At 46.2% G+C, this 14,246-nt stretch carries 9 protein-coding genes and 1 pseudogene; 4 read left to right on the top strand and 6 right to left on the bottom strand.

Translation table 11 applies throughout. The features are described from left to right. Window positions 1-7: 7 nt before the first annotated feature. The 6 genes from AHMF7616_RS02395 to AHMF7616_RS02365 form a co-directional block, all read right to left on the bottom strand. Entirely contained in the window at window positions 8-1,747 is a 1,740-nt protein-coding gene (locus tag AHMF7616_RS02395) for a TonB-dependent receptor domain-containing protein (protein ID WP_199474057.1), read from the bottom strand. Continuing rightward, window positions 1,705-3,012: a TonB-dependent receptor plug domain-containing protein gene (locus AHMF7616_RS02390; RefSeq protein WP_115371429.1), complete on the bottom strand. Its 1,308-nt coding sequence runs from the start codon at window positions 3,010-3,012 to the stop codon at window positions 1,705-1,707. The genes AHMF7616_RS02395 and AHMF7616_RS02390 overlap by 43 nt, the downstream gene beginning before the upstream one ends. 19 nt (window positions 3,013-3,031) lie before the next feature. After that, the gene (locus AHMF7616_RS02385; RefSeq protein ID WP_115371428.1) at window positions 3,032-5,035 is read right to left on the bottom strand and encodes an alpha-amylase family glycosyl hydrolase; all 2,004 of its coding nucleotides are present in this window, start codon (window positions 5,033-5,035) and stop codon (window positions 3,032-3,034) included. Window positions 5,036-6,067: 1,032 nt separating this feature from the next. Continuing rightward, window positions 6,068-8,101 carry an alpha/beta hydrolase family protein gene (locus AHMF7616_RS02375; RefSeq protein ID WP_147275592.1) on the bottom strand — a complete coding sequence of 678 codons (2,034 nt, stop codon included), beginning with the start codon at window positions 8,099-8,101 and terminating at the stop codon, window positions 6,068-6,070. A 22-nt stretch (window positions 8,102-8,123) separates the two neighbouring features. Next, window positions 8,124-8,732 carry an IS630 family transposase gene (locus AHMF7616_RS02370; RefSeq protein ID WP_233507284.1) on the bottom strand — a complete coding sequence of 203 codons (609 nt, stop codon included), beginning with the start codon at window positions 8,730-8,732 and terminating at the stop codon, window positions 8,124-8,126. Window positions 8,733-8,737: 5 nt separating this feature from the next. Further along, window positions 8,738-9,169: a helix-turn-helix domain-containing protein gene (locus AHMF7616_RS02365; RefSeq protein WP_115371424.1), complete on the bottom strand. Its 432-nt coding sequence runs from the start codon at window positions 9,167-9,169 to the stop codon at window positions 8,738-8,740. 309 nt (window positions 9,170-9,478) lie between these two features. On the opposite strand from AHMF7616_RS02365, the gene solA reads away from it, so the two are divergent. The 4 genes and pseudogenes from solA (at window position 9,479) to metQ (ending at window position 13,223) form a co-directional block, all read left to right on the top strand. Next, window positions 9,479-10,603, top strand: coding sequence for an N-methyl-L-tryptophan oxidase (solA, locus tag AHMF7616_RS02360; RefSeq protein ID WP_115371423.1), 1,125 nt, complete (start codon window positions 9,479-9,481; stop codon window positions 10,601-10,603). A gap of 112 nt (window positions 10,604-10,715) precedes the next feature. Then, window positions 10,716-11,747 carry a methionine ABC transporter ATP-binding protein MetN gene (metN, locus tag AHMF7616_RS02355; RefSeq protein WP_115371422.1) on the top strand — a complete coding sequence of 344 codons (1,032 nt, stop codon included), beginning with the start codon at window positions 10,716-10,718 and terminating at the stop codon, window positions 11,745-11,747. Beyond that, entirely contained in the window at window positions 11,740-12,402 is a 663-nt protein-coding gene (gene metI / locus AHMF7616_RS02350) for a methionine ABC transporter permease MetI (RefSeq protein WP_115371421.1), read from the top strand. The genes metN and metI overlap by 8 nt, the downstream gene beginning before the upstream one ends. 9 nt (window positions 12,403-12,411) lie before the next feature. Continuing rightward, window positions 12,412-13,223, top strand: a pseudogene (gene metQ / locus AHMF7616_RS27895) (methionine ABC transporter substrate-binding lipoprotein MetQ). Window positions 13,224-14,246 lie beyond the last annotated feature (1,023 nt).

Raw genomic sequence — 14,246 nt, 5'->3', positions numbered from 1 at the left:
TAAATATTTAAAAACTGCCGGTTATGCCAAAGGTATACGTGCGGGTAAACGGATAATAACTATAGTTAGCTTCCACACCCGGACCGGTTGTAAATTCCTGTTCTCCGCTTAAATCGACGTTCAAAGGTAATTCCGGGTCGGTGCCCGAATATTTGGTTAGGGTTAACAGGTTGGTGCCGGTAGCATAGAACCGGAGCGACTTGATAAAGCCATTTGCTTTTACTGGCAAGGAATATCCAATTGTCAGGTTATCCAGTTTCAGGTAATCGCCTTTTTCCAGGTAGTAGTCCGAAAAATACATCTGGTCGTTTTTAACGCCCTTGTTAATGGCCGATTGAAACAAGTTATGGGTAGTGAAATTGCTGTAATTTTCGTGGAAAATGCGTTTCGCATTTAAGGCTTTGAAACCTAAGGCTCCCCGGAATAATATAGTGGCGTCAAAACTGCCGAACTTAAAGTTATTGGTTAAACCCAGGTTGTATTTCGGGATGCCGCTCCCCAGGTAAAAATAACTATCGCCCGCATCTTCGGCGGTAACCGCGTCGCCGGCCTGGTTGTAAAACAGCCATTTACCATCGTCGTTGAAGCCGGCAAATTTACGACCGTAGAAAACGCCTATCGGCTGACCGGCTGCAATGCGCTGCGTGAAGCCCACGCCCACATCGGTTATATTAAACGCCGTGCCTTTAAACTGATCGCTGGTAACCGATTTAATCTTGTTCTTGTTATAGGCGCCGGTAAAACTCACATTCCAGCTAAATTTTTCGCGATTGGCTATTTGCGCGTTCAGCGCTAACTCGAAGCCCTGGTTCTCCATGGTTCCGGCGTTGGCAAAAATGTTCGGGTTAACCTGCGAGGGCAGCTGGGCGGTATAGTTGCCAATCAGGTTGTTGATGCGACGATTATAGAAATCTAGGGAACCGTTTAGCCAGCCATTTTTAAAAAAAGCAAAGTCTAAACCAACGTTGACCTCGTTTTTGGTTTCCCACCGTAATAAGGGGTTGGCGTTATAGGTAGAGCCATACGGAATTAACCACTGCCCATCGAAATAACCACTTTGCCCCGAAAATGCGCCTAAGGTGCTGAGCGATTGGTAGGGCCCAAGGCTTTCCTGGTTACCAGTTACGCCATAACCACCCCGTAGTTTCAGGTTGGTTATAATGCCATTATCAGCCAGAAAGTTTTCTTTGCTCAGTACCCAACCCGCGGATACGGAGGGGAAATTACCCCATTTATTTTCCACGCCCAACACTGATGCGCCTTCCCGCCGGATGCTTAAATTTAACAGGTATTTTTCCTCGTAATTATACAATACCCGGGCGAAGCCGGCTAACAAGGTACGCTCCCAAGCGTAGCTGTTCACAAACACTCCCGACCGGTTGAAGCCCGGCGTTAACTCATTCAAGGCCCGGCCAGCACCCAGATTGTAATAAAGAAATGAATTGGTGATAAAGTTGTTGTTACCGGCTCCTAAACCTTCTTCAAAGATATTCTGATAAGAATAACCGCCCAGTACGTCCAAGTTATGTTTACCAAATTGTTTGTTATAAGTTAATAATCCCTCGAAAATGTTATTGGTATTGGTGGTTTGCGAACGCGAAGCCTGCCCGTTTAAACTATTTTGCTGCTGAAAGAAATCCAGGTTACTGCTGAAGGAGCTGTTCAGGTAGGAATTTTTAATAATGGAATAGTTAACCGAAGCTTTCAGCGCCGGCAAAATGCGGTAGGCCGCGGATACGGTGCCCAAAAGTTGGCTTTCTTTCGCCCCATTGGTGTTATTGGCCAGGTTGGCAACCGGGTTCCATTGCAGTTGGTAAGGAGTATCGGGATTTTCAAAAACGTTCCGTCGGCATTTCTTACCGGATAAACCGGCAGCATATTCAACGATTGGGCAATAGCGCCGTAATTGGCAAAAGTCCGGTTGTCAAACGTATTCGTTAGGTTTAAGGCAAAATCAAGCTTATCGTTTAGAGCTTTGGTATTTAAGCGCACCGTCCCATTTACCGATTCGCGATCGGTAACTTTATCCATGCCTTTAAAATCCCGGTAGTTTACGGAGGCGTAATAGTTGGTTTTATCGTTGCCGCCGCTTACCGATACGTTGTGTACCTGGCTGACCGGGGTTCGGGTAACTTCCTTAAACCAATCGGTATTAGCGCCGCGGTCATCCACGGTTAAGTTATTATCGGCCCCTAACTGGCGATACTGGTCGCCGGTGAGCATATCGTATTTTTTAGCCACCTGGTCGAAAGAAACGTTGCCGCTGTACGTAACCGTGGGAGCCCCGGCTTTTCCTTTTTTAGTGGTAATAATAATAACGCCGCCGGTGGCCCGGGAGCCATAAATCGCGGCCGCCGAACCATCTTTTAAAACATCCACCGACGCAATATCGGAGGGCGCAATGGTTTGCAGGTCGCCGCCCGGCACCCCATCAATCACAATAAGCGGACCGTTGTAGCCATACACCGTAGTAGCGCCCCGCAAGGAAAATTGGGCCCCGGCGTTTGGGTCCGACCCATTCGGTCGGGTTACGGTTAAACCGGCCACCTTCCCGGAAATAAGAGTGAGTGGGTCGGCAATTAAACCGGCGTTAAAATCTTCGGCTTTCACGGTAGCAATGGAACCGGTAACCGTTTCGCGCTTTTGCAAACCGTAACCAATTACAACTACTTCGTTCAGGGCTTTGGCATCGCCGGCAAGGGTAATCCGGATAGTGGCGCTGCCATTAACCGCCACTTCCTGGGTCAGGAACCCCACGTAGGATACAACCAGTACGCCCTTGCTCCCCGGTACATTCACGCTGTATTTGCCATCTCCATCGCTCACTACCCCCTGGGTGGAGCCTTTTACTAAGATGGTTACCCCGGGTAGGGCATCCCCTTTCTCGTCGACCACAATACCGGTAATTAACGCCTCGTTTTGGGCCAGCACCTGGGTGCCGACATTAAAAATTAAAAATATCGCCAGCAGCCATTGCAGCCCCGGGTGACTCCAGTTTGTAAAAATTCTCATATAAACAGATTTAAGTTAACTAATTAGTGAGCAATAACCATTTTACCGCGTATCCCTCCAGGGGCACGCTTAATTCATCCATTGTTTCTTTTTTGATTAAAGAATAACTTTTGTCATGCAATACATCCTTGGCACCCTGCGGTATAACGGGCAATATTAACTGTTTCAAGTCGATGCTCGCGGTAACGGGTGCCCCATTCACATTCACCAACACGATAAAATGCTGACTACCCGCGGATCGGTGTAAGGCCACCACGCTATTGGCACCAACTACTTTTACCGGTTGGATCGGCGATTGCCCCAACGCGGGATATTGTTTCCGGAGGCTGATTAACTGCTGGTAATAGTAGCGCATACCCAGGCTATCCAGCGCCTGAATAGGTTTATTGGCTTGAAAAATGCTGCGGCTGCTGTACGGATGAAAGGTGCGCGCCACCTCTTGCCCGTTGAATAATAGGGGCATTCCGGGTAAAGCGAAAAGCAGCCCGACCGCCATTTTGGTTTGCGCCTGGTTATGCGTATTAATAAACCGGGGCAAATCATTGTTTTCCATAAATCGTAGCACCGGCTTATCCATAACCGTGTTTCGGAACAAGGCCTCGCGTAATTGCGCCGCACGTTGAGTGCTGTCGGTTAAATTAAAAACGGTGAAACTTTTTTTATCGTCGTAGTGGGTTTGCCAGGTCCATTGCGAGACCCAGGTGGTATCGGCGGTCCAGTCGTACGCGGCATCAAAGCCTTTGTTATACACGCCGGGGTCGGTTGCCTTATCTTCGGCCAGTAAGAGGATCTCCGGTTTAATTATTTTAAGTTCGGTACGTAAACGGCGGGCATATTGTGGCGCGCGCGCGTTCATGCCCCAAACCGCATCAAACCGGTAACCATCAATATCAAATTCGCGCACCCAGTATTTGCATATCTCCGTCATCCACTGCTGTACTTCCGGATTGGTATAATCCAGATTTATCAGTCCGTGCCAGAAATAGTAAATAAATTGGTTCGCATCGGTGTGGTAAAACGACGAATACGGCGCCTTATCGTTGGCATGCTGGTAAAATTTAAAATAATGCGAGTCAGTACCATTCGCTACGCAATCGAGGGCATACGGATGATTAACGGAAGTATGATTCGGCACTAAATCCAATATCACTTTCAACCCGAGCACTTTGGCCGAATCAATTAATACTTTCAATTGCGCGGCGTTGCCCAAGCGGCTATCTACCGCCAGGTAATCCATAACATCGTACCCTTGCCCCCCTTTTTCGGTTTTGGTAACCGGCTGCAGGTAAATGGTATTAATGCCGAGTTGCTGAATCTCGGCAAGTTTGGCGGTAATGGCCTCGAACCCGCCTTTTTTAACAAACGTATTGGGCGTTATCTGGTAAATAATTGCCTCATTAATCCAAGGAGCGTAATCGGTATCGATAGTAAAAGGCTTTACTTCCTGCGCGGTGCGGTTTACGTAGGTCCGGTACGTAACCGAATCCGTACCCGCGGTAATTAACAAGTTGAAGTAATACATACCCGGCTTTTCCGGGATCGGGACGGTAGCAGCGGACTTATTTGCGTTATTTATGGGAGTAACCTGCGGGTTGCTTATATCGGCGTACCACCGGTAACCTAAGGGCTTATTACCGGGATTTTTTAAAACAACGGCGCTTAGCGTAAGACTTCCGCTATTTACCGCTACTACCGGCTTCACTATTGGTACCGGATGGTAGCCCAGCACCAGCAGTATTTTAGCGGATTGTACTTTATTCTTCCGGTAACTGGCCCAAATAATGTTCTTGGCTTCGGCGTAAATATTGAAGCTGAACTTGTTACGGCTAACTTTTACCTTAAATTTTTTTTTATTATGATGAATAGTAAGGGTTTTTGCCTTAAACCCGGCTATTTCACCGGTGATACGTTGCTGAGGCAGCCAAATGGTAGCATCCTTTTTATGCAGAATAATTTCCGCGGCCAGGCACTGGGTAAATGCTACCGTCCAAACTAGGATTAATATGCTTTTTGCTGGTTTCAAGATGCCTGTTTGAGAGGATGTTGGCAATAAGTAAAAATAGATAAATTGGTCAGCTTTGCAAATTAACTACCGGCAATAATTCAGATGCTCCAACCTGTTATAAAGCCTAAAAATATTCCCATTAAAAGTCTATTGCTGTATATAGGCGATTTTTTAAATTTTCGCCAAATTGTGTCTCTAAAATGTCCGTAATACCAAATAGTAGATAGGATTTACCATAGCAGCATATTGGTCAGAGTAATTCTGTGGAGCTGGTTCTCGTTCCTTACTGAACACTCGGCTTTTCTTTGGAGCCTTTCCAAGTTCCCATTTTCTGGTGTTGTGTAGTTAAATATTTTAAGTTTTGCTTTGTGGCCAGCGAGTTTTAACCCCTCCGCCCTAAAGGGCACCTCCCCTAAAAACAGGGGAGGAGATGCGGCTATTACTTTTTAATTCCCTTACTTGCTCCGCTACGGAATGGGGCGGTGCCACTCGGAATTCCAACAGGTGTTCCGCAGCTATACTGGTGTCTAATACATTTAACTTCAGCTTTGCTGGTGCAATCTGTAGAAAGGAGGACGAACCTGGCGCAAGTGTTGAGCGTAGCGTCACTTGTGCCTTTTGGACATTAGTCAGTCTCCCGACTGACGGGTTATGGAGGCAAGTCACGGAAGTACCTTCCACGCTATAGATTGATTCACGTTTAAACGGTACTTTAGGAAAGCCGTATCTAAAAACAAACAGCATCAGCTTGGCTGTGAAGAGGCCTTTTAAGGTTCCGGTGCCAAGGCACGAGGCATTCCGCAGAAGGAGTTGAGGAAAGGGGAAAATAGTAATAGCCGCATCTCCTCCCCTGTTTTTAGGGGAGGTGCCCTTTAGGGCGGAGGGGTTAAAACCCGCCGGCCACAAGGCAAAACTAAAAAAATCAAACTCGACAGCATCAGAGAATAGAGACTTGGAAAGGCGCCAAGGATAAACCGTTGCGTTTCTAAGTAAATCTTCCTTTCCTATCCATGTAACTATTATTTACGATTCGATATAAGATCAGATTAATTATCTGGCCGGCATATGAGTATTAAACCACTCCAGGGTACGCTCCGTTACATCGATCATGTCTTCTGGTTTGTAAAAGCTGTGGCCTTCGTCGGCATAGATCATTAATTGGGTAGGTACCCCCAATTCTTTAAGGGCGTGCCAGTATTGCAGGGATTGCGGAGGCGGCGATTCGCCGTCGTGTTCGCCCACCAATAGCAAGGCGGGAGTTTTTGTTTTTTTAATATACGTCATCGCCGAGACCTTCGCGTAAGCCGCCGGGTCATCGTAGGGCGATGCTCCGAAATAAGACCGCATCCATTTATCAATTGAGTTTTGCCCGTAATAACTGAGCCAATCCGCGGAACCGGCGCCGGCCACCACGGCCTTAAACTTGTTGGTTTGGGTACCGGCAAACATGGCTTGCGAACCACCGTAACTCCAGCCCAGCAAACCTACCCGGCTGGTATCAATTGGGTATTTAGCTGCCACTGCATCCATTCCGGCTATAATATCGCGCAAATCGCCAAAACCCCAGTCCCGCCGGTTGGCCCGGGTAAAAGTTTCGCCTTGGCCATAGCCACCCCGCGCGTTGGGAAAAAACACAAAATAACCCATCTGCGGGTAAACGGTGGTATTAAAATCAGGTGCCATCCAGGTGGGCGTGGCAATCCAGGCGGGTCCACCGTGCACGGTAACCAGCAAAGGATATTTTTTAACAGGATCATAATTAACCGGAAACAACAGCCAGCCTTGTACATTGTATCCTTCGTTATGCCAAACTATATTTTTTGCCGGTGGCAGGGGTAACTTGGCTTCGGTATTAAGTTTGGTAAAAGGTTTTAATTTTTTAAAAGTACCTACCCAGACTTCCGGCAAGGCCGACCAGCCATGAGCAACGAACGCCACTACCGGGCCGCCTTTGGTATCACTTACCGAAAGGCTTAACGAAGTGGAAGTAGCTCCTATCGAGGCATCGGCCTGCCAAAGCTGCTTGGTGGCTTTGGTAACGGTGTTTAAAGAAGAAATGGCCACCGAGCCGCTGACAAATTCGCTGATCAGCATATTCCCGTCAGGCATCCATTTAAACCAGCCGGGAGTACATTTACGTCCGGGGGTAAGATTTTTAGGGGTGCCTTTGCCTTCTGAATTTACCGTAAAGATTTCCCCGCCGGTACCGCCTTGGTCGCTCATTAAACCTTCGATAAAAGCGATGTGTTTGCCATCCGGCGACCATTTCGGTAAGGCAATCTGCCATTCGGGCTTATAAACCCATTTGGCTTCCGGCGAAGCTAGGTTTTGCTGGTAAAGTTGCGCGATGTACCAATTATCATCCCCTGGCGGCGCTGCCGCCGTATAGGCCAGATTTTGGCTACTGGCCGACCAATCGTACTCAAACACGTACAAACCCGCCGGACTTACTTGCCTGGATGCACCGGTGGCTACCTCCACCATGGCTATCCGCTGCACGTCCTTGTTTAATATCGAATCAATCAAACCTACTTTCCGGCCAATGGCCGCCATGGGCGAGGGTTCCCGGCTAGCCTCTTCCACGTACAAAACGCTGATGTATTTACCATCCGGCGACCATTTTAAATGCGACACATAGCCTTTGAAATTACTCAGCTTTTTTGCCGGTGCTGGCGAGCCGGTGGTGTTTGCTAAATAAATCTGGTTCTGACCATCCTCTTTATCCGATAAAAAAGCCAGCTGTTTGCCATCCGGCGAAAACTCCGGTTCGGTGTCGTAGTAGTATTCTTCTCCGGCTGAAGCGGAAACCCGGGTAATTTTTAAATTTTCTTTTACCGGCGCGAAATAAATACCATGAGTGCTGTTTCCCTCCGGACCATCGGCCGCCCAGGCAACCAATTTACCATCGTGGCTAATAACCCCTTGTGAAATATATTTTACCTTGCCTTGCTGCTTTACAAATTGCGCGATTTGTTTACGTAAAGTGCTTGCATTGGCGGTGTCCTCCCCATTTTGTTTTTGCGCTAATACGGTATTGCCTGTAAATAGCCCTAATACTATAAGAAAGATGTACCGGTAAAGCATGGTAATTATATTAGGTAAGTACTCAATCAAAATTAAGTATAGGAAAAAGGGATAAGTCAAGTTGTTTGAAATCCAGGGTAAAAGAGGTACCAAAACCAGTAATGATGCGCTCTAGAGCTTGTTTCAAATGGGTTAAAGAAAGATAGTCCGCCGCTTTGAGCCAATGATGTTTGATTTGCTTCCAAAGTTGTTCGATCCGGTTTAAGTGGGGGCTATACTTAGGTAAAAAAAAGAGGTAAAGGCCTTTGCTTTCCCACTCGGCTTGTTTAGCGCGAAAGGTAGTACTGGTATGTAAAGGGGCATTATCTAAAACAATCACCGTCATTTGGGATATAGTTGGGCAAAAATCTTCCAGGCATTCTATAATAAAATCAGCAGTAAGGCTTTCTTGTTTCTGGTAAGCCGTGAGCTGATTAGTAGTCGACAATAAGCCAAACACATTCACCCGGGCACTGCGTTGCGCTAAGAGGCAAGCTTGCTTGCCTTTTTTAATCCAACCATAAGGAACAGTCGGCATCAGCGAAAAACCACTCTCATCCCCAAAGCACAGGTCGATGTATCCAGCTTGGGCCAAGAACAGTAAAGTAAATAAGGTAGTGCGTTTTTGTTCATATTCTTTTTCGTCCTGCAAGGGCTTTACCCACTGGCGGAAGCGTTTCCAGCGGTAACCAATTTTTTTAAAAACCGCTTGAGCGTACTTTCACTCAGGGACTGACCCAGTTGCTGCTCGATTTGGGCTTTTGCTAGTTTCAAGCGCTTGTTTTCCTTTTCAAGCTGCTCTTCGACTACTTGCACATGGGCCTGGTTCTGTAGCTTCAACAAGGGCTTTCTGCCTTGGCCGGATTGGTTTTGCAAGCCGGTTACTCCCCTCGCTTCAAAGCGATTGAACCACTGATAAATACTGAGATCAGCTACTTGGAACATGGCCGCTAACTCTTGAACCGAGTAGCCGGCAGCAGACAACAGAATGGCCTGACAGCGGTTGCGGAACCGGTAGCTTTTCCCCATTTTATGACCTTGCTCTAAAGCGTGTTTTTGTTCTGGAGTAAGTCCTTTGATATAGCGCATAGCGCAAAGTTACTATTTACTATTTTCTTATGCTTAATTTTGAATCAGTACTTATAGCATCAGCAAGTTAAGGTAACTGGCCAATCAAATAAAACTTTAATCAACATTTATCCCACGCCAAGTTTACTGGTTTATTATAATTTTTGAATTAGATTTTTAAAATAAAATTTTACTTAAAAATATTGACTCTGAATATCCTAATCAAATAGCCTTACTCATCTTTTCATAATCACAATTTCTTAAACCTAATGTGATTTCCACTTTCCTAATGATATTTCTCCTACCTTCGTTTAGTTAACAAGGCGATTGATGAGTAGTACTTTTGATATAATGGTAATAGGCCTGGGCGCAACGGGTAGCGCTGCCTTATATCACTTATCCAAAACAGGTAAAAAAGTGGGTGGTATAGACCAGTTTAGGCCGCCGCACGCGCAAGGTTCGTCGCACGGACAAAGCCGGATTATCCGGCAGGCTTACCACGAAGATCCATTGTATGTTCCTTTTATTAAGCGCGCGTACACGCTCTGGGAGGAAATTGAAAAAAATTCGGGCAAGCCGTTATTCCGGAAAACCGGCGGATTAATGTTGGGCAGTCCCAATTCTCGTGTTATCCAGGGTGCTGAACAAAGCGCCCAAATGCATGATATTCCCTACGAGTATTTGAGCAACCAGGAAATAAAAACCCGCTTCCCAGCCTTTAAGCCGGGTAACGATATTGTGGGCGTGCTGGAAAAAAACGCCGGCATTTTATTTCCGGAAGATTGCGTAGAAGCGCACCTGACAGTAGCCGCGGCAAACGGGGCCAAAATTTTAAAAAATGAAAAGGTTTTAACCATTAATGCAAATTCTGGTTTTGTAGAAGTGGTGACTAATCAAGGCAAATACCTGGTAAATGAAGTAATTGTAGCAACCGGTGCCTGGATAAGCGCGTTTATACCGGACTTAAACCTACCATTAACCGTAGAGAGACAAGTTTTGTACTGGTTTAAAACCACTAATCATAAGATTCGGGTGGATAATTTGCCGGTTTACATTTGGGAATATGCGCCGGGTAAAATGTTTTATGGTTTTCCGGATTTGGGCGATGGCCTGAAAGTAGCGCACCACCATGCCGGCGAAATAACCAGCCCGGAAACCTTAAACCGCCACATAAGTTCAGAAGAAATACAATCGATGAAAGAAGTAGTAAGCGATTATTTTCACCTAAACGTTGATTTTAATTACGGTACGGTTTGTATGTACACCAACACGCCCGACGAGTGCTTTATTATCGACTATCATCCACAGCATAAAAACATGATTATCGCCAGCCCTTGTTCGGGGCACGGTTTTAAATTTGCGAGCATCACGGGCAAGCTGTTAAGTCAGTTAGCCTTGGATGAAAAACCGGAACTGGATATCTCGATGTTCCGTATTAACCGATTTACTAAGTAGTTGATCGTTATTAGTTGTTCGTTGTTCGTTGTTCGGCTCCTAGCGTTAGGAGAATCAATTACCTGATTATCCCTCTTTTATTTAATTTTGTCCAAGTACTTTAATAAGATAAATGATTGAATTAAAAGATATAACTAAAACGTACCGCCAGAAAGACCGGCTAGTTACCGCCCTTAATGGGGTCTCGCTGCAAGTGGGTAAAGGTAAGATATTTGGGGTGATTGGTGCATCGGGAGCGGGCAAAAGCACCCTGATCCGTTGTGTAAATTTGTTGGAAAAACCTACTTCGGGCAGCGTCATGGTGGATGGGCAGGATTTACGGCAATTATCCGCTGCTCAACTGGCGCAGGCCCGCCGGCAGATCGGGATGATATTTCAGCACTTCAACCTGTTATCGTCCCGCACCGTGTTTGATAATATTGCCTTGCCCTTAGAGTTAAGCAACACGCCCAAACAAGAAATTAATACCCGGGTACTCGATCTGCTAACCCTGGTGGGTTTACCGGAAAAACAGCACGATTACCCCAGCAGCCTTTCGGGCGGGCAAAAGCAGCGCGTAGCCATTGCCCGTACCCTGGCCAGTAACCCCAAGGTTTTACTTTGCGACGAAGCGACCAGTGCCCTGGACCCGGAAACCACCGGTTCGATACTGAAATTGTTGAAAGACATTAACCAGCGGCTAAACATTACCATCTTGCTGATTACCCACGAAATGAACGTGGTAAAATCCATTTGCGACGAAGTAGGCGTTATCAGTAACGGCCAACTAATTGAGCAAGGTACCGTAGCCGACATTTTTTCGTACCCTAAAACCGAGCTGACCCAGAAATTTATTGCCTCATCCTTAGAGATAGAACTGCCCGATGATTTTAAACAACGTTTAAGCGAAACTCCCGATAACGGCAAACATCCGTTAATAAAGCTGGAAATTTCGGGGCGGTCGGTGGATGTTCCCGTACTTTCCGAAATAGCCCGGGTTTTTGGGGTCGACTATAATATTGTCAGCGCCCGCATGGAATATGCCGGTGGGGTTAAATTTGGCATCATACTGATTGAAGCTTACAGCACCGGCGAACAAACAAAAAAGGTTCTGGCCTTTTTTGAAGATAAATTTATTAAAACCCAAATTATCGGCTATGTCTGATTCCATGGTATCGCTTTTAATTCAGGGCTTGCTGGAAACCATATTAATGACGCTTGCTTCGGGTTTTTTCGGCTTTGTGATCGGCCTGCCGGCCGGGGTATTATTGTTCATGACGCGGCCCGGCGAAATACTGCAAAACCGTTCGCTGAACCGGGTTATTTCGGTTATTGTTAACATTTTCCGTTCTATCCCTTTTATCATTCTTATTGTCTGGATGATCCCTTTCACCCGCGGCTTAGTGGGTACTTCCATCGGGGTGAAAGCCGCGATTGTACCGTTGAGCATCGGCGCGGCCCCCTTCATTGCCCGTTTAATAGAAAACAGCCTGCTCGAAATACCGCCCGGTTTAATAGAAGCAGCCCGGGCTATGGGCGCTACGCCCTGGCAGGTAATCCGCAAAATATTACTGCCCGAGGCATTGCCTTCCATCGTAAACGCGGCCACTATTACCTTAATTACCCTGGTTGGCTACTCGGCCATGGGGGGCGCCGTAGGGGCCGGCGGTTTAGGACAAATTGGGTATCAATATGGCTACGTAGGTTACGATACGCTGGTAATGAACTCGGTACTCATACTCCTGGTCGGGCTGGTTTTTATTATTCAATTTACCGGAAATTACCTATCCCGGAAGGTCGATCACCGGAAATCACTTTAATTTTGTGAAATGCAAAAACAAATCAAACTTTTTATAATATTATTATCCGGCATTTTTATAACCGGTTGCGGCGGTGCCGAAAAAAAGAATGACCCCAACCATATTGTAGTCGGCATTATGGCGGGCCCGGAATACCAGATAGCCGAAGCGGCCAAGAAAGTAGCCAAAGAAAAATATAAATTGGAGGTGGAACTGGTGAGCTTCAACGATTACGTAATGCCCAACGAGGCCCTGCAGCAAGGTGATCTGGACGTAAACGCTTTTCAAAACAAACCTTATCTCGATATCCAGGCCAAACAACGGGGCTACCAGATGGCCATTGTGGGCAATACTTTTGTTTATCCCTTGGCGGGTTATTCCAAAAAATTAAAAAAGTGGATGAGTTAATGGAAGGCAACACCATTGTTATCCCGAACGACCCGACCAACAGTGCCCGCGCTTTATTATTGCTGCAACAAGCGGGCATTATACAGTTAAAAAACAACGTGGGCTTGTTTCCAACGCTGGCCGATGTTTCGGCTAATCCCAAAAACATCCGCATCCTGGAAATGGAAGCTCCCCAACTACCCCGCGCCCTCGACGACCAGGAAGTTACGGTGGCTGTTATCAACGCCACTTTTGCAACCCCCATCGGCCTGAATGCCTTGCGCGACGGCATTTTTGTGGAAGACAAAAGCTCCCCCTACGTCAACAACATTGTTGCCCGCGACGACAATAAAAATGAAGAAAAAGTGAAATTGTTTGTTAAAGCGTATCAATCGCCCGAGGTAGAACAGGCAGCTTTAAAAGCATTCGATGGTGGTGCTATAAAGGGTTGGTAGGGTACTTCCCGCGGGTATTAAAACTTAAAAATCAGAGAACCAGTTTTTGGTATGGTTAACTTTTTACCGGTTAGGGAGTTTGTATAATCTTTGGCGAAGGCAACAATTATTAAAATTTGGCATTTTCCCAACACTATCCAGTAAAAATGGTTTATAAAGGAGGAATGTTTTCTTCTTTTATAAACCATTCTTAGTATTAAATATTATTACAAGTTGGTAAGTCGATCTAACCGCACCCTTTTACGAACGGTCTCCCCTTGCCTGTTTTACATGTTTAAGAGCGTTTAAGGTCATAAAGACTTAGAGTTAAATGCTTCGGGTTGCTCGCCAAGGCCTGAAAACCATCGGTAAAAAATAAAGTTTCGGGTATTTGAATTATTTTATTAGATCACAACCAGTTAAAAATTAAAAAAACGCGCAAAAAGCAGCTAGAGACTATAAAGCGTGTTACCATTTCACCATTTTCACCCCGAGGTGAAAAGCCGGAATCGAACCGGCAACTCCCGAACCTGAATCGAAGTAACTCTACCTTACGGCACCGTTTAGTTTTAGGAAGATACCATTCAAAAGCGGGCAACTAGCACCAGGAGACTATAGGTTACTCTAACCAACGGAGCTATATTCTTTTTAGAATAGTGGGGCTCGAACCCACGACCAACCGCGTGACAGGCGAAGTAACTCCCGGCTACGGCACCGCTTTTAATTAAGGCATACATAAGTAAACCATACCGGATCGAACCAGGCAAGCTAACAACTAGCCAACCGATTAGCCCGGCCATGCATTTGAAAAATACAAGCAGGCAATTAGCGACAAAAGACCGAAACACCCGGAGGTGCGTTGCTCTACCAGCTGAGCTACAGCCCCATTTTATTCATTTGTGGAGCTGACCGGATTCGAACCGGCGACCGACGAAGTAACTCTTATCTACGGCACTGCTTATAAACTTTACTCTAAATCCTTCACCTTCAGGAGAGGCGCTATTTGGATAATAAGTTAGGTGGCTATTTTCCTCCTTACAAACT

This window comes from Adhaeribacter pallidiroseus (assembly GCF_003340495.1).
Taxonomy (GTDB): Bacteria; Bacteroidota; Bacteroidia; order Cytophagales; family Hymenobacteraceae; genus Adhaeribacter; species Adhaeribacter pallidiroseus.
This window is presented reverse-complemented; position numbering and strand designations above follow the sequence as displayed.